Consider the following 20,134-nt stretch of genomic DNA (forward strand, 5'->3'; position numbering starts at 1 on the left):
ATTAGGCTACTGTTGTGATCATATTCGGCTAATGATATGCAGATGTTATTCATTTATTAGGCATCTTTTGGGATTGAGTTAGGCGTTTTGACCCATATCACAGCCTTTGGATGCATCTTTTGAAGTTTACAGATATTTAATGCTAGGCAAATAATCCATACCTACAATAAACACAGCAGACCCCAGTCTACCAAAAAAATAGTATGGGATGTACTTTGAATAGGATGAAGAAAGGAGGAGTTATCGAATATATCCGAGATAAGGGTAGTTAGCTCATCTGTTGATGGAGAGTTTTCATGTGATTCAAAACTATAAAATAATGCTTGGGAGAGATGATTTTGTTCAGAAAAGGTAGGAAATTTGTTGCATTATTACTGGCACTCACAGTGATTTGTTCTACGATGCCGAATATCACCCCTGTGTTTGCAGCTGAAGAATCTGAGATTCTATCTGTAGATCAACCAACGACTTCTGTACCCACCGGCCGATATGAAGAAGCACAGACGATCCACCTCACAACTGCAACGCAGAATGCTGACATTTACTATACACTCGACGGCACGCTTCCGGATGTTCATAGTTTGAAATATAACGGGCCGATCTCGATCTCCAAAACAACGAATTTGTCAGCCATTGCGATCAAAAATGGTGTGGCAAGTAAAGGAGTAACCTTCTCTTATATCATCAAGACCAAAGAAAAGCCATTGCTCCAGTTTGTAGCGATGTCAGACGTACATGTGGGCTCACATGCTTCAGCAGATGCACGTTATACCCAATTCTTTGATACGATAGGGTCGATTTTCCCGAACCCGGATGCGATACTCGTCGTTGGCGATATGATTAATGATAATGGGAACGACAAGCCTAATGACCATGTGATGGTTCGGGAAATTTTTGAGCAAAATTTAGCTAGAAAGCAGTGGAATAACACCCAGATCCGAATGGCTATAGGTAACCACGATTCCACCGTTGCTAAAGTCAACGAACATTATCCCACGGACTGGTTTACAAACCAGCCGAATGGCTATTATGAATCTGAAATCGGTGGCTATCATTTCTTATTTTTAAACGGGAACAACTACAACTCAGATACAGGTCAGCGTAATTGGCTAAAGGGTAGACTTGCAGAGCTCACAGCTGATCCGAAGAATCAGAATACCCCCATCTTCGTGAATGTGCACCAACCTATATCGAATACGGTAATGGATGGGCAACAGGCATCGAATCCTAATCTTTATACGGATCTCAAAGACTATCCTCAAGTGATTACCTTCTCCGGACATTCCCATCTGAATATTAGTGATGATCGCTCCATTTACCAGAAGGATTTCACTTCAGTTAACCTTGGCTCCATGTCTTACATTGAATCCGATCGTGGTTACTCCCAAGTGACTAAGAAGGGACTTGAAGGACGTTTTGAATTTCCTGTCAGTCAGGCCGACTTCGTTGAGGTATATGCGGATCGGGTTGAAGTGGATCGGATTGCGTTTAACGCAGATCCTGGAGATATCTACACAGACGGTAAGTGGACGGCTGAGCCGCAGCCTCCATTCAACAGTGCGGGTACAGTTGCTGGAGATAAGTGGGTCATTCAGCTAAAAGGCTCGACGAATGAAGCTATTAAGAGCAATTTCAAGTACACGACGGCTAACCGTAATAAGGTTGCTCCTGTATTCAATAGTGAGCTCGACATAACGAATCAGGATACGGTACCTTTACTTTCCTTTAAGCAAGCGAAAGATGATCAATCTATGCATCATTATGAAATCAATGTCATCGATAAAAGATCCGGAGTTAGCAGCAAATCTGTGAATGTATTCTCTGACTATTACTTTTCCCCGATTCCGAATGCAATGAATATTCCACTCGAAGGACTTGCGCCTCAAACTTCATACATTGTTCAAGTGACAGCTGTTGATGCCTACGGGAATCGCTCTGCAACTCTTGAGCAATCGTTCACAGCCGGCAATGAAGCACCTGAACTGACGCCAATTGATCCATCGACCATGTGGAAGGATCTAGTGGTCGATATGAAATTGGATGGAAACCTATCCGATGAAGCTAAAGACGTGACAGGGCTTGCAAGTCTAGCAGGCAATGTAACGTATGTCGATGGTAAATCCAATAAAGCTGCGCTCATTGCAGCGGGCAATAGTAATTATATTGATTTGGGCAAGCGTGATGATTTGAAATTCGGAGCAGGAAGCTTCACCGTGTCTTTCTGGCACAAAGGCAATCTTTCCGGGGATCAGACTCTCCTCTCCAATAAAAACTGGAATAGTGGCGGTAACCTAGGCTGGTATATTGGACCTGCCTCCACCAATGGTATGACCTTAAATATCAGTGATGGAACGAAAAGAGCGGATATTACAGCATCAAGTGTAGGAACGGAGTGGCATCTCTTTACCATTACAGCGGACAGAACAAACAACTTAGCAAAAGTTTATGTAGATGGGACGGAGAAAGCATCGGGGAGTATTGCCTCGCTTGGCACTCAAAGTGTAGACACAACCTTTAACACGCTGATTGGTGTGGATGGCAACAAAGGAAATGGCGGAGCAACGATTACCATAGATGATCTGAGAATCTGGAAGAGATCGCTCACTGCCACGGAAAATAAAGCATTGTCGGATTCCTATAAGGGTGTTCAGCTCTTTACCTTTGAACAGCTCACCACATTAATTCATGACGCTGCATCCTTCCAAATGAACAGCGATAAAGTCAGTGGTGTATCTTACCCGAAAGAACAGCTAGACGAGCTTGCGAAGCAAATTCAGAAAGCCAGACAACTGACGGCAAGTAATAGCCCAACCGAAATTGACCTTGCTTATGTCGAGCTTCAGTGGGTCTATAAAAAAATACAACAGGCAGCAATATATTCCTTTATTCCTAAGAACGCATTCACAATCGACTCCTTCAGTTCCTATGCGGACAATGAGAATGCCTATGCTGCGAACATCCTAGATAACGATACCGCTACGATTTGGCATTCCAAATGGCAGGAGCCTGCAGCTTCATTTCCACATTGGGTGATTATCGACATGAAGGGTAGTAAGAACTTAACTGGTATTGGGCGCACTAGCCGCTTAAGTCAGACGGCTCTGGAATTTCCAAAGGATTTTGAACTCTACGCCTCGGATCAATTATCGGATTTGACCGATCCGGCGTACTTGAGCAATCCGGCGAATAAAGCGATCGGCATATTCCAGAAAACCTGGAAAGGCACGAGCTATCAAGACTTCAATATTTTGGATAAAGCGATACAAGGTAGATATGTGAAATTTGTTGTCACGAGCACCTATAACCCAACCGCTTTATTCACCAGTATGAGTGAAATCGATTTTACTGGTAGCTCAGTGCTCTCTGCGGATACACTTCTACAGATGTCCTTCGAGAATAATTTGGAGGATCAATCTGTAAATGCTATACCGGCAACACCGGTTAAAGATCCACAGTTCGTGAAAGGTCGCGTCGGACAAGCCTTGAGTATCGATTCCAAGAGCTCAGCGCTGCAATATGTTGATCTTGGCAAGCCAACAAGTCTGCAATTCGGCAAGGACAAGAACTTCTCGTTCGCATTTTGGGTTAAATCGCCTTCTGTCTCAGGAGACCCTGCGATTCTATCCAACAAAAATTGGGATTCCGGTGCAAATGTAGGTTATGCCTTAGCGCTGAAGGGAAGTGCACTTCAATGGAACTTCAATACATCCGGAGAATCGCGTGCAGATGCCCAAATTCCAAATGTTGTAGATGGCACCTGGCATCATATCGCCATATCGCATGATCGTGCTTCAGGGCGAGTTGATTTTTATAAAGATGGTGTTCCTGTAAATGTGACCAAAGTTAATGGCACGAACTATCAGGGTATAGCAAGCACCATGACCATTGCAGGTCGAACGGGTACGCTGGATACAGGATTGTCAACCATGATCGGAAATGATGGTACAGGCAATTACAGCAATGCGCTGCAAGTACAGCTTGATGAGCTTCATATGTATGGAAGAACATTAACCGCGCAGGAAGTTTCTGATATGTATAACAGTGCTCCGCCGCTTGCTTCCATTGAGGATTTTTCAGGTTCATTAAATCTGATCGGAGCTAAGCACACGGTTCAAGGTACGCAATTCCGATATAATCTAGATTTGCGTACACCTGATATGACGACTAAAGTGGACAAAGCTGTCGTTGAGATAGCCTATGATCCAGAACAGTTCGAATTTGTCAGCGCATCTCGCGCAACCAAGACAGACGCTTCGACCCCTGGTATCGTTAGACTAGAACTTCCAGGAGGTAATGTCTATAACATCGAGAATCCGCTGGAGTATGCAAAGTCCAGAATCTCGGAGCTCAAATTCAATACGCTTGGTGCTTCCGGCCAAGGCATCATTGAAGTTAAGCATGCGGATTTCTATACTGGATCAACAAAACTAACGATTAAGGCATTTGAATCGGCGCCTGCCGTTATTCAGATCCATGCTAAAGCTTCCGAAGATCTTAATGCAGATGGTTATGTTACGATAGGTGACCTTGCACTTGCGAAAGGCATTTCGGATGAAGAGCTGGCAGATATGGCAGCCCAAGCCCAATACCAGCCCTATAAACGTGTAGTTGTCATCGGGATTGATGGTGGGGGTGTAGCGGTCTCCAAGGATGCTCCTTATTGGGAGACGCCTAGCTCCAAGAAAGAAAAGGTAGGCGATCGCCTGCAAATTCCAGCCATTCGGAACATTATCGAGCATGGAGCTATTAGCTATACGGCTAAAACTACTTTACCTTCCAGCTCATCCCCAAACTGGGGTTCGATGATTAATGGTGTTGGTTATGAAAAGCATGGTCTATATAATGACGATACCGCAGCCTACACATACAGTGAATCATGGGACTACCCAACGGTATTCAAAAAAATTAGGGAGGCATTGCCTGCTACTAAACAAACGGTATTCTCCACCTGGAGCAACATTGTTCAGGGGCATATTGAACCTTCTGTTGGTGTCGAAGGTTATTCCCTAGGAGATGAAGCTGATGTAGCGGCGTTCACGCAATACGCAGCTAGCGGCAAAGCGAAAGATACCTCGTTAATTTTCTTCCAATTGGATGATATGGATGGGGCGGGCCACGGTGATGGATTCTATACGAAGTCGTATTATGAGCAAATAAAGAAGACGGATAAGAACATCCAGACCATCTATGATGCTTTAAAGAACAATCATTTGTTGGAAGATACGCTCATCCTCATGCTGCCTGACCATGGTGGGGGTAAAGAGAATGCAGACGGAACTTTGGGCATGGCAACAAGTCATGGGCAAGACGAGCCCCTTGCCACCACAATCTTCTTCGCGGCGAATGGTAGAACAGTAGCCACCGAAGACGGGAAGGAAAAATTATTGCAAGGTGGGAATACAAGAGACTTGGCTGCAACAGTTCTAACTGCACTTGGCCTGAACCCATCCATTGGAGATTCTCATGTCATTGACGGTATGTTCATACCTCAAACCGAACAGAAACAATCGGGTGCTGCAGATTTGCGATTCACAAAATTAGTTGATGCTGTTACACAAAAGGTTAACGGTTATGAAGTATCAATCAACAATGCGACTTCAGATGTGACAGCCATCGATTTGAATATAGACTCCAGCAGTCTCAACTTCTCATCGATTGAACCGGCTCAACCTGGCGTTAAGATTATGCGCAAAGAGATGGTTAATGGAATGACAAGAATCATTCTAACCTCAACGAATGGCATTCAAGCTGATGCTCCGATTCTTAAGCTACGAGTATCACCACAAGAAAAGGCTACTGCTGTACAAATTACGCAAGCGATGATTGCAGATGCGAAAGGGCATGAAACGATGCCGAATTTGACCACTGCAACTAAAGAAGTACAGATCTCTCAGGCAACACTAGTAGATCTTCAGGTAAACGGTCAATCGTTGATCGGCTTCACACCGGATCAAATGAACTATGCGATTCGTGTACCGAATAATGTTTCGGTCGCAGAGGTCACTTATAAGGTAGCAGATCCTTTACTAAGCGTTCATGTCATAGGTGGTAAATCTCTGCAAGTAGGCGAGAATCTGGTGGAAGTGCATGTCCAAGCTCCAGACGGCAGCTCGAATGTGTATACCATTATCGTCATCCGTGAGTCAGAATCCTTACCTAACCAAATTCTGCTGTCCGATCTACGAATGAATGGGGAAACTCTACCAGCTTTTGCACCTAGTACGTTGAACTATAACGTAACGGTTCCCTATAGTACGTCGGTAACGGATATTACCTATACGGCATACGATCCGACTAGCGTAGTTAAGATTACGGGTAGTGGAGCCCTTGAGGTTGGTAGGAACGTCGTGAAGGTTACCGTGACAGCTCAAGACGGATTACAAAATATTTATACGATCATCATTACGCGTCAGCCTGAAGCGGAGTCTTCAAGCAATGCAGATCTGGTAGATCTTCGCGTTAATGGAACTACGATTCGTGGATTTGCCTCTGGGCAATACAACTACGAACTGACTGTACCTTACTCGACAACCGTTACGCGAGTAACCTATACAGCAGCGGATCCTATGGCTACTGTATCGATAACAGGCAGTGGAGATTTACATGTCGGCACTAATATGATCACCGTAACTGTGACAGCTCAAGATGGAACCAAACAGATTTACACTATTGCTGTTATGCGCGAAAATGATACCTCGACAACACCACCAACGGGTGGGGGGAACCCAGGATCAAGCGTTACGCCGCCAGTGGAGGTGAAGCCGGAGCTGCCTGCAGGGGCGGTTGTTATCCCAGATGAACTCTTAACGAAGAGTGCTGAGGGAAACATCATCTTGCAGCTTCAAGCGGATAAGAATCAAGTTATGATTCCGATCGATCAACTCGATCAGATCGGCAATAGGGATCTAGAGATTCAAGTGAATGGGGTTCGTGCCATTATGTCCTCCAAAGTATTGAACGAGCTTCGTAAGCTTCTGCCATCAACTGCGAAGACAGCAACAATACTTTTGAAGATGGAAGCCATTCAATCGAATCAACTTACAATAACTACACCGTATTCACGGGTTAGTGACATCATGGACTTCTCATTAATCATGTCAGATGAGTCTGGTAATAAATATTCACTGAAGCAATTCCCAGTACCCGTGAAGATAACACTACCGATTCTAAATGGAACCAATCCAGCTCTAGCGGGTATTTATCGTATTGAGGAAAATGGCAGCTTTACCTATCTAGGGGGGACGATGAATCCGTCCAAAACCAGTCTTACCGTAGATTTGAATCATTTTAGCCAATACGTTGTTCTTTCGTTCCAAAACAGCTATCGAGATGTACCTGAAAGTCACTGGGCATACAAGACTATTCAGGAACTATCTGCTAAACAAATTGTGAAGGGACAATCTGACTCTATGTTTAACCCATCGGGTTCCATCACAAGAGCAGAATATGCAGCTCTCCTCAGCAGAGCGCTTTCCTTAACTGCGAGTCGTCCGACTTCATTCCAAGATGTAGTCGCTGGATCGTGGTACGAAGAGGCGGTCAATGCAACCTTTGAAGCAGGTATTATTCAAGGCGTATCCGAGGATCGTTTTAACCCGAATCAACAGATTACCCGCGAGGAAATGGCAGCTATGCTGGTAAGAGCCTATGCATATCGTACGGGCGTTAAGCCGGAAGCAAGCTCATTCCATGCGACTAATGACAGCTCTAAAGTTAGTTCTTGGGCAGTAACCTATGTACAAGGTGCGCTAGAAGCTAAGCTTCTGACGGGTCATCAGGATGGTAACTTCCTTCCGCAATCGATGACAACCCGTGCCGAGGCAGCTCAGAGTATTTCAAATCTACTTACGAAATTCTAAAATGAAATTGTAAGTTCCCTACATGAAAAATCCCCTCAAGTTAGACAATGCCTTAGACATCTTATCGAGGTCTGAGACGTTGTAAACTTTGAGGGGATTTATTCATGTTATACCTTAAAATTTCAATTGGCTTCCGCAGGACTCGCGCACAACAAGCACTGGCTCCACAACAAATGAACCGCCACCTGACTGATTGTTAATCAAGTCATAGAGCATATGGGCAGCGAGGATACCAAGGCGTTGTTTGTTTTGACGGATGGTAGACAGTCTTGGTGTAGTATATTTGCAGGCTTCGATGTCATCACAGCCGATGATGGCGATATCCTCAGGGACCCGGAGGTCATGTTCTTTTAATGCACGGATGGCTCCTAAAGCCAGCAAATCAGAGGCAGCAAAAATGGCCTTTGGTAAACTGCCGCTTTGAATTAATTGTTGCATAGCCGTATACCCGCTGGACTCAAAGAAATCATCGCCATGTACAAACCAACGCCGGTTCAAAGGGAGACCGAAACTTTCGATAGCTTTGGTATATCCTGCTTCCCGTAGATTGGATATTTCTGAATCCGCGGCACTTCCTATAAAACCAAGCTCCCTATAACCAAGAAGGTAAAAATGCTCTACGACCTTAGAGGATATTTGGAAGTTATCTGACATAACAAAGCCTGACTTTTTCCCTTTTAGTTCGAGATCTACCCCGATACAAGGGATACTGCTCATGTCCAGATCGTGGATCGTTGGCTCCATCTTCTGTCCAGATATAATGACACAGCCATCCACATTAAAATGAACAGCGCGCGCGAAGTAATCTCCGCTGCTAATAAATTTTTCGTTAGAAAAGAAGATGAGATCGTATCCCAGTACACCCATCTGTTTCTTGAAGGAGTTTAATACCTCAACGAAAAAAGGGTGCGTAAATTCTACATTAAGCTCACCCGCAAAAATCACACCGATCAGATTTGATTTTTTGGTTGCAAGTGTCTTGGCGGAGTTGGATGGTGAATATCCAGTTTGCTCGATGATCTCTAGGACTCTTTTCTTGGTCTTTTCCGAAACATCGCTGTAATTATTCATAATTTTCGAAACGGTCGAGACAGAAACGCCTGCCATTTCGGCAATCATTTTGATATTCATATGTAGTATAAGCCACCCTCCGCTTAATAGTTGGAATATGGGGGAAAGACTGTAGTAGAGCGGTTATTTATGAGTTTTTTTGAATGGAGTGAAGAGTAAAACAGTTGTTTTAAGTCTATTCTTATTACCGAAACAAGTCAAACGGATATTTTAATACTGAGATATATTCCGAAAAAAATAATGTAAAAAAATTCAAAATTATATCTTTACAAATATGGGAATTTAAGCAACAATAACATTGTCGAAACCGATTTCGATTCTTCGCTTGAATTACGAATATTACGAAATTCGAGGAGTGATGTTTAGGATGAAGAGGAATTTCACGGCAGCAATAGCTGCTATGCTCCTTGTCACCGGGCTGCTATCACCGGTTGGGAGCATGAATGCTTCAACGGCAGAGCCATTAAAGGGAAACTCACCTGATTCAGCGGCAACGAAAGTGGAAAATGAAACAATCGATGTATTGAAAGCGTTTACGGATGTATCTCCAAGCCATTGGGCTGCAGGTCCATTACAGCGTTGGAGCGCAAATGGGATTATAAGTGGATATGACGATGGGTCGTTTCGACCGGGTAAGGAAGTCACAAAGGCAGAGTTCGCGGCTATTATGAATCGTATATTTAATTATCAGGAGCAATCGGATAAGCTTCCAGCGGATGTGCTGGCTACAGACTGGTATAAGAGTGATATTGCCAAAGGGATTACAGCTGGATATTTAAGCAGTGATAAGAATAACAATATTTATCCTTCACATGCGCTTTCGCGTGCTGAGGCGGCACTATCCTTGGAGAAAGTGTTTCGTTTCAATACGGACAAAAGTAGCACAGTAGCATTCACTGATTTGAACGGAGTCAGTGATGAAACTGCGAAAGCGATAGCAGCCCTATCGAGTGCTGGCTTTATTAAAGGTTATCCTGGAGGTTTGTTTAAGCCTGAGGGCGGAATTACACGTGCAGAGCTTGCTCAGCTTGCTGATCGAATGGTTTCGGGACTCATCTTAAAATCTGGAGAGACTTCGCTTGGAACAGTAAAGGGCAATGTAATCATTAATCATACCGATGTGGTTCTTAAAGATACTGTCATCCAAGGCAATCTTTATTTAACGGAGGGGATTGCCGAAGGGAATGCGAAGCTTGAAGGTGTAAAGGTAACAGGGACTACGTTTGTACGAGGTGGCGGTGAGCAGAGTATTGGCTTACACAATACTTCTCTTGGGCCGCTTCAAGTAGCCAAACTTAACGGGAAGGTTCGAATTTATGCCAGCGGTTCAACAGCTGTGGGTACTGTGCAGCTGCAATCCGGAGCTATCTTGGAAGAGAGTAGCGATCTTACGGGAGCAGGCTTTGGGGATGTTGAGATGAACGTCGTTCCTCATATTATCTCACTTCGAGGGATATTTGCAGCGGTTCGCTCGGCAGACTCAGCAGTCAGCGGTTCTTTGCTAAGAATCTCAGGAACTGTTGCCAGTCTTACGGTGGGCAGCTCAACGCAATTGACTCTGGAGAACAATGCACAGGTGGCCGCGTTAATCCTGACTGCGAGCGCTGGAGGCACAGCGATTCAAGGCAGCGGAAGCGTAACCTCAATAGATAACAAAGCCGATGGAGTAACGATTGGCGGCTCGCCATTAAAGAAAGGAAACACTAGTAAAACGACACTGCCAGTAGCAACTTCAGCCTCAAGCAGTTCTGGTAATGTTGGTCCAACACCAACCAACGATCCATGGACGCTGGTTTGGGGAGATGAATTCAATGAAGGGACCATTGATCCTACGAAATGGACCTATGACCTTGGAGATGGTTCGCAATTTAACAATCCAGGTTGGGGCAACAACGAGAAGCAATGGTATACAAGTGATGAGAAGAACGCAAAGATACAGGATGGTAATCTAGTGCTTACTGCTCGTAAAGAAGCAGTAAGTGGCAAGGAGTACACTTCTTCGCGACTTAAAACGAAAGGTCTGTTTAGTAAGAAATATGGGAAATTCGAGATTCGGGCTAAAGCGCCTACCGGAAAAGGGTACTGGCCAGCGATCTGGATGCTGCCGGAGAACTACGAGTACGGAAATTGGGCTTCCTCTGGTGAGCTTGATATTATGGAGGGATGGGGCAGCCGACCTAATACGGTAGCGGGCACCATCCATTACGGCGGCGAATGGCCTAACAATGTGTACTCTGGCAAAGAGTATGTATTCCCGGAAGGTTCTACGATTGAGCAATACCATACGTATTCTATTGAGTGGGAGCCGGGAGAAATTCGCTGGTATGTAGATGGCGAACTGTTTTTAACCAAAAATGACTGGTACAGCATCAGCAATGGGCAGCCTACGAATAATGCTTATCCAGCACCGTTCAATCAGGAGTTCCATCTGCTGTTAAATCTAGCTGTTGGCGGCAACTTCGATGGTGATCCAACACCAGAAACCGTGTTTCCAAAATCGATGCAGGTTGATTATGTCAGAGTCTATGAACTGACAGGCCGTGAGTATCGTGAGCCGGTGCCAGTAACGCTGGATAAGGAACCTTACTTGGAAGGCTCAAAGCTAGCACTTCCTGACGGCAACCTTGTCTATAACAACAACTTCACGGAGCAGGTTCCGGGAGATAATGGAATGGGTATACCGAATACTTCACACTGGGTTTTGTTTAAAGAACCAGGAGCTGATGCTACTGTCTCCACTGTACCGATTGGGGGACATAACTTCCTAAAGGTAAATATCAGTAATGCTGGAGGCAATGCGTATTCCGTTCAACCTCAAGCGATCGTATCTGTTGCTAAAGGTAGATTCTATAAGCTCAGCTTCGATGCGAAAACAGATGTATCACGTAATATTAGCGTTAAATTAACGGGGGGAGAATCACGTGGCTTTGCCGCTTATTCTCCGGCGCTTAAGGCAGAGCTGACTTCCCAGATGACCCATTACGAAACGATGTTTCAAATGAAAGAGAACTCTGATATTGCAGCACGGATAGAGTTCAACATGGGTACTAATGCTTCACCAGTTTGGTTCGGAAATGTTCGTCTCGAAGAGATAGAAAGTATTCCGTTCAATCATGATGGCCCGAAGGCACCGCTCGGTAGCGGTAATCATCTGTACAACGGCACTTTCGATCTTGGTGAGCCCAATCGGATGAGCTATTGGCACATAGAAACAGCCAATGGTGCAACGGCCGCCGCTAAAGTAGATGAAAAAGGCAAGCTGAATGTGAAAATTGGCGGCAGCGAAAGTGGCGAAGTTCGGTTGCTTCAGAAGGGAATTCAGCTCATACAGGGCCAAGATTATGAGCTTACCTTTAATGCTGCAATATCCTCTGCACGTACAGCCACAGTTCAACTTCTTGGAAAAGACGGCAGCGTACATGCACAGCAATCGGTTAACTTAGCCCAAGGTGAACAAGAAATAAAAGCCAGCTTCACCAACCTTACAGGTACAACAGATCATGAGGGACAATTCATATTACTTCTGAATGGTGCTGTGGATACAATCATCTTGGATAACTTCAAGTTGCTCCGTACGAGCTTTTATTATGATCCATCACTTGTCTACTACCCGCTGGTAAATGGTGAATTCAACGCTGAATTTTATGCCTGGGATCGTCTACTGACGGAGCAAGGCGGTCAGAGCAGTGCCACCGCTACAGAGGGTACAGCGAAGTTTAACATTACGAATACGGGAAGTCAGCCATATTCCGTGATGTTGTTTCAAAATAACTTGAAAGCTGCAAGCGGAATAGATTATGTGCTGGAGTTTGATGCCAGTTCAACCATAGCCCGAAAAATCGGTGTGAATGTTGAAAATGCGTCTTATCAGGCTTCGTTTACAAAAATTGTAGAGCTCACACCAGCAACGAATCATTACACATTCGAATTCCGTCAAGGCAGTAAGGACACATTGTCACTTAAATTCCTGCTTGGAAAGGTTGAGGGAATTAGTATTCCTCAAAGCCATGATATTATCATTGATAACGTGAAATTTGAAATCAAAAATGCACCGGCCAAACCGCAGGAATTACTAAGCGATAGCAGCAATAACAGAGTTTCGCAGCCGATTGAGCTAACCTTCATAGACCATGAGGATTGGAGAAAGAAAATCATTGCAGTGAAGGTTAATGGTATAACACTTGAAACCGAACAGTACACCATTCAGCCTGGAAAAATCACAATCGATGCGGCAGTATTTCCATCCGAGGGCAGCTATACAATCACTGTAGAAGCTGACCACTACGCAAATGTATATGTGCTTCAGACGATACTTGCTAACGATAACAATCTAGTCATAAATGGCTCGTTCGGCAGTGGTAAGACAGGGTGGTCTACATGGTCTGGAGAAGGTGGTGTTTCTGCGTTTGATGTGAAGGATGGCGTGGCAGAAATCTTGATTACGTCAGCAGGATGGGAGGCGTGGCATACACAATTTTACCAAGAGGGTATCCCACTGGAAGGCGGAAAAACGTATGAGGTGAGCTTTAAGGCGAAATCAACAGTTCCGCGGCAGATCATCCTAGAATACTCCAATACTTCTGCAGCTTCCGCTCAAGCTAAGGTTGATATTACTGCCGATTGGGCAACGTATGGCGCACAATTTATGGTGTCCAACAGCAATCCGCTGAAGCTGAATTATCTGATCGGCAAATCGCTGGGCACTGATCCTACGGCTAACAGTACGCCACATACGATTTCTTTTGACGATATTGTGGTCCGGGAGGTACAAGGTGGTCCGCCAGTGAACCCACCAAGCGGTACGCTGGATAATGGAACCTTTGATGTGGATTCTAAAGGGTGGAGCCAGTATTTTGATGGAACTGGATCTGCTGCTGTAAAAGATGGGGAATTTGCGATAGATCTGACGGGCACAGGGCAAGCTGCCTACAGCGCACAAGTGGATTACGAAAACCTCAAGCTTGTTCAGGGAAAGACGTACACCTTGAAGTTTAAGGCCCGTTCTACGGTAAACCGTAATATTCAGGTAGCTGTGGAGCATAAAGGCGGGGACTACAACAAATATATGGAAGCTGAGCTTATAGCTTTGACCCAGAGTATGAAAGAATTCAGCTACACATTTACCATGAACGGTGCGACAGACGCAGGGGCTCATCTGGTATTTTTAATAGGGCTTATTGATGGAAACAGTACGGAGACGAATAATGAAATTAGTGCGGGCAGCACGATCTATTTGGATGATGTAAGCTTAATCGAAGGTTAAACGAAAAAAACGGCAGTGTTTTCCTTTTTACAGGAGCACTGTCGTTTTTTGTTTTGGAATTAAGATTCTTCTTTAGGGATAAATTCGAAGATCTTACCATTCTCAAAGGATTCTATTAATTTTAGCAACCAGCGGTAGTAATTAATGGATTCGGTAATCTTCTCTTCATCTGTATTTAAGAGCTGCATAAGTTTACTATCGTCACTATACTCTTTTTTCATATCGTTAATTTCTGCAAGTGATTTCGCTAGTGAAATCATATTTCCTTCGACGGCTTTTCTCCATTTAATAGAGAAGTAATCACTGAAGTTCTGATGCCAGTCAGGCACAGTGGTAAACAGGTCTTTGCGAGTCCCTCTCCCCCAAACTTTATCGATCATTTTCAGATCTAGGAGGGTACGGACTCCCGTACTCATGGACGTTTTGCTCATTCCCATTGTTTTGCTAAGCTCGTCCAGTGTCACTGGACCTTGATTGAAATACATATAACCGTATAAATGCCCAATGGATAAAGTGATGCCGTATAGGTCCATATTTTTACCGATAGAGTCTATCACGCGTTCACGGGCCTTACTAATCTTCTCTATTTGTTCGGGTGTTAACCCTTCTAAATCGTTCATGATGTCCCTCCTGAGGAATAGGTCGATAGACTGCTGCAACCTTATACAATGTATTGTAATCAAATCCCCCTCCATAAGTAAAGAAATCATGAAGAAAGGAATTTGGTGTAAAACAGAGTATTCTATACATAAAGTACGTAAAGTTAAAACTGTACACTAAATTTTATCCGTATATGGTGTTTGCATGAATTTTCAATAGTCCGGTACACTACTATAAGTGAACTAAACCCGGATATATTTTCGGGAGAAGGAGGACGGCATGGCTATTATAGAGGTGAAAAAGCTAACCAAAGTATTCGGTCATGATGCGGGAAAGGCGATTCCATTATTAGAGCAAGGGTGGTCGAAGGAAAAGATCGCTCAGGAATTAAAGTTGACGGTCGGAGTCAACAAAGCCGAATTCAGCATTGAAGAAGGAGAAATATTCGTCATTATGGGATTGTCCGGCAGCGGTAAGTCAACGTTGGTTCGTTTGTTGAACCGTTTGATTGAGCCTACAGGGGGACAAGTCCTTTTTAAAGGAAAAGACGTTGTGAAAATGAACCCGGAGGAGCTTCGGCAATTTCGGCGCAAGAACATCGGCATGGTGTTTCAGAAGTTCGCATTGTTTCCACACCGGACGGTATTGGAGAATGCGGAATACGGACTTGAGGTTCAGGGCGTAGATAAAAAGAAGAGAACTGAACGGGCCATGGAGGCATTGCATCTAGTGGGTCTAAAGGGATGGGAGAATCATCGCCCGGATCAACTCAGCGGAGGGATGCAGCAGCGTGTGGGACTAGCAAGAGGACTTGCTAATGACCCAGATATCCTGCTCATGGACGAAGCCTTTAGTGCACTAGATCCGCTGATCCGTAAAGACATGCAGCAGGAGCTGCTGGAATTGCAGTCCAGAGTGAAGAAGACGATTGTGTTCATCACTCATGATCTAGACGAAGCCCTGCGGATTGGTGATCGGATTGCATTGATGAAAGACGGTGTTATCGTGCAGATTGGTACGCCGGAAGAGATTCTCATTCAACCTGCCAATAAATATGTAGAGCGGTTCGTGGAGGATGTGGACTTGTCCAAGGTGCTAACAGCAGCTCATGTGATGCGGCAACCGGAAACGGTTAGACCTGAGCGTGGACCTCGGGTAGCACTTCAATTAATGCGTGATAGCGGCATATTCAGCTTGTATGTGGTAGACAAAGAAAACAAGCTCTTGGGTGTTATTACAGCTGAGGACGCAGCACAGGCACTAAAGGATAATAAATCCATCCTAGAGGTTACACGGCGGGAGATCCCTCGTGTATATCCTGAAACGCTGCTCAATGATTTCTTTGAACTAATATCTGAGACACATTTGCCTGTAGCCGTCGTAGATGAAGCGGATAAATTAAAGGGCATTGTGATTAAGGGAGCCGTTCTTTCCGCACTCGCGGGTAACGCGGTACCGGAAGGAGAAGGATCTTAATGGACATTCCAAAACTGCCTTTAGGAAAGGCCCTCGAGTGGTTGGAAAACTGGCTAACTACGTATTGTGGCCCCTTGTTTGACTTTATCGCTACAATAATCGGTGGAATGGTTTCTGCAATTGAAGGTGCGCTGACCTTCCTGCCTGCATTAGTGCTTATCGTACTTATTGCAGCTTTGTCTTATTGGATTGGGAAATGGCGCATGGCTTTATTTGCGGTAATCGGACTGCTCTTAATCGATAATCTCGGATTATGGGGACCTTCGATGCAATCTTTAGCCCTTGTTCTAACCGCCTCGATATTGGCTGTAGTAATCGGCGTACCGATTGGTATTTTGTGTGCGCAGAGAAATGCGGTTAGAAATACAGTTACGCCTATTTTGGACTTTATGCAGACGATGCCGGCATTTGTGTATTTATTGCCAGCGGTATCTTTTTTCTCACTTGGGGTAGTTCCAGGTGTAATTGCATCGATCATCTTTGCGATTCCACCGACAATTCGTTTGACCAATCTCGGTATTCGTCAGGTTTCAGAGGAGTTAGTTGAAGCAGCCGATGCTTTCGGTTCAACACCAACTCAGAAGCTGGTTAAATTGCAGCTGCCGATCGCACTGCCAACGATTATGGCAGGCGTCAATCAGACGATTATGTTATCACTCTCGATGGTTGTCATCTCATCTATGATCGGTGCGCAAGGTGTAGGTGCCTATGTATACCGCGCGGTATCGCAGGCTAAGACAGGAGATGGGTTCGAGGCGGGGATTGCTATCGTTATTATAGCTATTCTACTCGACCGTTTAACGCAGAACGCACTAAAACCAAAACAGAGATAGGGGTTTTAAATAGATATGAAGAAAAAAAATATAGGTTTATTCCTGTTAGTGATTATGATGATTACTGTTATTGCCGGATGTTCATCCACTAGTAAAGAAAAAGTGAAATTGGCTTATGTGGCATGGGATTCCGAAATTGCGAGTACTTATGTTGTTAAAGAAGTACTTGAAACTAAGCTTGGAGCTACCGTTGAAATGCTGCAGGTAGATGCAGGCCCAATGTGGGCAGGGGTTGCTGATGGTAGTGCGGATGCTATGGTCGCAGCTTGGCTACCAAGCACGCATGCAGCTTATTTAGAGAAGTATGGTTCGAAAATCGAAGATTTAGGTGCTAATTTGAACGGAACTAAAGTTGGTTTAGCAGTTCCAGCGTACATGGATATTAATTCTATTGAAGACTTGAAGAACAGTGACCTGGCAGGTAAATTGAGCAATCGAATTATCGGAATTGAGCCTGGTGCTGGTATTATGACGACGACTGAAAAGGCTATTGCGGAATATGGTCTTAGTGAATATACGCTTCTAGAAAGTTCATCGGCAGCGATGGCTCAGGAGCTGCAAAAAGCCTATGACAACAACGAGCCTATCGTTGTAACGGGTTGGACACCACACTGGATGTTCGCTAATATGGACCTGAAATATCTGGAAGATCCAAAAGGTGTATATGGTGCGGATGAGCAAATCCATACGATGGTTCGTCAAGGTCTGAAAGAAGACATGCCGAATGTCTATAAGTTCTTGGATCAATTCGAGTGGACAGCAGAAGACATGGCGAAAGTAATGGTTGAGGTTCAAGGTGGGAAGTCACCAGAAGAAGCTGCTAAAACTTGGGTAGAAAACAACCCGGATAAAGTGAATGCGTGGATTCAAGGTGTAGAATTGTAAGTAGATAGAATTCTGTGGTATGATGTGAAGAATCAATGGATTACAAAAGTGTAACTTGTACGCTAACCACTGTTCTTTACAAATGCACTTCATAAGCAAAATCATTCAATAAAACACCCCGGAAGGGGTGTTTTTCTTGGGAATATAAGCAAAGTATTCAAAGGAAAATATATACTTTGCATATATTTTAATGCTCACACTTATGCTTTAGCGAAGTAAATCAGGAGGCAGCTGCTGCAAGGAGTCAAGAGAGGAGACTGCTTCATGACAGAGACCATAAATACCTGGATAGATTGGCTGCTGCAAACGCTTGGCCTTAGTGGACCCTCTATTTTATTTGTGACGATTCCATTGGCGCTGTTGCAGAGTATATTAGGATTTTTTCCGTTCGTAATTTTGATTGTCCTCCATGTGTCTGTATTTAACGTTATTGGAGGTATGATAATTAGTTGGCTGGCTTGTAATCTGGGTGGAATACTGATGTACTTCCTCATTCGACGATACCTTTACAATTGGTTTGATCGAAAATGGAGGTCTAAGCTGAAAAGGTATGACAAATGGCAGCGTTACTTGGACCGATATGGAATTTGGACGCTGGTCCTTCTACGTACGATTCCCATTATTCCGAACAATGTAATCAATTTTATGTCCGCTGTTTCACCGATAAAAGCATCATCTTTTATTTGGGGAACCGTGCTTGGGAATCTGTCTTACATTTGGCTATTCGGTACGATCGGCTCAAGTCTAATTGTCCCTAGGGAAGAATGGAATGGATATATTACTTGGTATGCCGTGTTTATCGCTATTCTAATCGGTATCTTTATACGGCGGCACTGGGACCATCTACAGGAAGATAAACGGAGTAGAATGCACTAATATTAATTGATCATCAAATAAATGAAGAACGTTTCTTTGGCATTATCCGCCGGAGGGAACGTTCTTCTTTTTTGTCTTCTTTCCGAATACCTTAAACTAAGTGGAGGTGGCTTGACCTCTACGTAAGGTGGGAGGGACTATCGCAATGGGGAGATTAAGAAAATGGGGGAACCGAGGGCTAAGATTACCTGATCTAGGTCAGCTTCGGCTGCCAAAAATAAATGGGGGCGGGACGCCGAGGTTCTCTGGAAGAAGCTCCGCGTTCAAGTCAAAACCTAGTAGGGCAGCGGCAAGACCACAGAGTGCACGCTTTGAAGCTAAGCGAAGTAGAAGTCATATGAGATCATCCAGTAGGGCAGAGAGAAAGATGACCGTTTCCGGCGGAAACACGCGTAAGCCAAGAAGCCGGCGCAAATTTTGGTTGATTGCATCCTTGGTATTGATTGTGCTTGTACTACAAGCACTGCGATACGTGGAGCTGCACATGAAGCCACCTATCTTGCATTTAGCGCAAATTCGTGTGAAGCAGATCGCAACAGAGTCGATAAATAAAGCGATCACTTCACAAGTTGCGAACGGAGGAAATGCGGAGGAACTAATTGATTGGAAGACCGATAAGAACGGGAAAATATCAGGCTTTATGTTGAACTATGCGGAGCATATGCGTATTACTTCGCAAGCAGCAGAGGTAATCCAGACCACGTTGCAGGATTTGCATAATCAGACAGAATATATTCCGCTCGGTCAGGCACTAGGTAGTCCTCTCATCGCCTCTTATGGACCTGATATCCCGATCAAGATTGAACCGCAAGGTGCTGTTAAGGTTGAACTCAGCACTCGCCAGCAAAATGCCGGAATCAATATGATTTTAGTTGAGGTCTATATCCATATTGTTACGGAGGTAGCGGTGGTTATTCCTTTTGACATGGAACCCCAAGTAGTGGATACGGAAATTCCTGTGTCATATTTGATGGTCGTCGGAGACGTGCCTATGTATTACTACGATAATCAGGGTCAGCCTGTCGGAGCTAATGGCAGCAGTGCCCCTGGAATTGCTATTCCTGCACCATCTGTAAGTGGAGATAAAAATGGAGTATCAGATCAGAGCAAGGATACCCCTGGGAATAGCCAAGAGGATAGCAATTCATCACCAGCTGCACCCAATTCTTCGAATACAGGCGCAGCTCATACAGAAGAAGGCGGCAAAGGTGTAAATGGAGGGAATTAAGGGATATCGTGCTTAACCGCTCATAGACTATAGGTAGAGTTGC

General features: G+C 44.5%; 9 protein-coding genes. 7 read left to right on the forward strand and 2 right to left on the reverse strand.

The window, feature by feature from the left end; all coding sequences use genetic code 11:
* The first annotated feature begins 338 nt into the window (after positions 1 to 338).
* Positions 339 to 7,859, forward strand: coding sequence for an S-layer homology domain-containing protein (locus MKX35_RS07995; RefSeq protein ID WP_076300371.1), 7,521 nt, complete (start codon positions 339 to 341; stop codon positions 7,857 to 7,859).
* A gap of 114 nt (positions 7,860 to 7,973) precedes the next feature.
* Here MKX35_RS07995 and MKX35_RS08000 read toward each other — a convergent pair whose 3' ends face one another.
* Entirely contained in the window at positions 7,974 to 8,990 is a 1,017-nt protein-coding gene (locus MKX35_RS08000) for a LacI family DNA-binding transcriptional regulator (RefSeq protein ID WP_076285281.1), read from the reverse strand.
* A gap of 307 nt (positions 8,991 to 9,297) precedes the next feature.
* On the opposite strand from MKX35_RS08000, the gene MKX35_RS08005 reads away from it, so the two are divergent.
* Complete coding sequence (locus MKX35_RS08005; RefSeq protein WP_076300370.1) at positions 9,298 to 14,193, forward strand: carbohydrate binding domain-containing protein; 4,896 nt, start codon at positions 9,298 to 9,300, stop codon at positions 14,191 to 14,193.
* Positions 14,194 to 14,252: 59 nt separating this feature from the next.
* Here the strand turns inward: MKX35_RS08005 and MKX35_RS08010 are convergent, their stop codons facing one another.
* Positions 14,253 to 14,813 (reverse strand): GbsR/MarR family transcriptional regulator, encoded by a 561-nt coding sequence (locus MKX35_RS08010; protein WP_042191677.1) that lies wholly within the window; start codon positions 14,811 to 14,813, stop codon positions 14,253 to 14,255.
* Positions 14,814 to 15,072: 259 nt separating this feature from the next.
* Here MKX35_RS08010 and MKX35_RS08015 point away from each other — a divergent pair, with 259 nt between their 5' ends.
* The 5 genes from MKX35_RS08015 (at position 15,073) to yunB (ending at position 20,091) form a co-directional block, all read left to right on the forward strand.
* The gene (locus MKX35_RS08015) at positions 15,073 to 16,269 is read left to right on the forward strand and encodes a quaternary amine ABC transporter ATP-binding protein (protein ID WP_042191675.1); all 1,197 of its coding nucleotides are present in this window, start codon (positions 15,073 to 15,075) and stop codon (positions 16,267 to 16,269) included.
* Complete coding sequence (locus tag MKX35_RS08020) at positions 16,269 to 17,102, forward strand: ABC transporter permease (RefSeq protein WP_042191673.1); 834 nt, start codon at positions 16,269 to 16,271, stop codon at positions 17,100 to 17,102. Before MKX35_RS08015 ends, MKX35_RS08020 begins: the two co-directional genes overlap by 1 nt.
* Positions 17,103 to 17,117: 15 nt before the next feature.
* The gene (locus MKX35_RS08025) at positions 17,118 to 17,987 is read left to right on the forward strand and encodes a glycine betaine ABC transporter substrate-binding protein (protein ID WP_076300369.1); all 870 of its coding nucleotides are present in this window, start codon (positions 17,118 to 17,120) and stop codon (positions 17,985 to 17,987) included.
* 264 nt (positions 17,988 to 18,251) lie between these two features.
* Positions 18,252 to 18,863, forward strand: coding sequence for a TVP38/TMEM64 family protein (locus MKX35_RS08030; RefSeq protein ID WP_076285278.1), 612 nt, complete (start codon positions 18,252 to 18,254; stop codon positions 18,861 to 18,863).
* Positions 18,864 to 19,008: 145 nt separating this feature from the next.
* Positions 19,009 to 20,091: a sporulation protein YunB gene (gene yunB / locus MKX35_RS08035; protein WP_371915736.1), complete on the forward strand. Its 1,083-nt coding sequence runs from the start codon at positions 19,009 to 19,011 to the stop codon at positions 20,089 to 20,091.
* Positions 20,092 to 20,134 lie beyond the last annotated feature (43 nt).

Origin of the sequence: Paenibacillus sp. FSL R5-0923, from assembly GCF_038009145.1 — a bacterium.
Taxonomy (GTDB): domain Bacteria; phylum Bacillota; class Bacilli; order Paenibacillales; family Paenibacillaceae; genus Paenibacillus_AQ.

Bases quoted from the DNA above. Each gene is read 5' to 3' on its own strand.
- MKX35_RS08000 (WP_076285281.1), bottom strand. From the start codon at position 8,990: ATGAATATCAAAATGATTGCCGAAATGGCAGGCGTTTCTGTCTCGACC.
- MKX35_RS08030 (WP_076285278.1), top strand. From the start codon at position 18,252: ATGACAGAGACCATAAATACCTGGATAGATTGGCTGCTGCAAACGCTT.
- MKX35_RS08025 (WP_076300369.1), top strand. From the start codon at position 17,118: ATGAAGAAAAAAAATATAGGTTTATTCCTGTTAGTGATTATGATGATT.
- MKX35_RS08005 (WP_076300370.1), top strand. From the start codon at position 9,298: ATGAAGAGGAATTTCACGGCAGCAATAGCTGCTATGCTCCTTGTCACC.
- MKX35_RS08010 (WP_042191677.1), bottom strand. From the start codon at position 14,813: ATGAACGATTTAGAAGGGTTAACACCCGAACAAATAGAGAAGATTAGT.
- yunB (WP_371915736.1), top strand. From the start codon at position 19,009: ATGGGGAGATTAAGAAAATGGGGGAACCGAGGGCTAAGATTACCTGAT.
- MKX35_RS08015 (WP_042191675.1), top strand. From the start codon at position 15,073: ATGGCTATTATAGAGGTGAAAAAGCTAACCAAAGTATTCGGTCATGAT.
- MKX35_RS08020 (WP_042191673.1), top strand. From the start codon at position 16,269: ATGGACATTCCAAAACTGCCTTTAGGAAAGGCCCTCGAGTGGTTGGAA.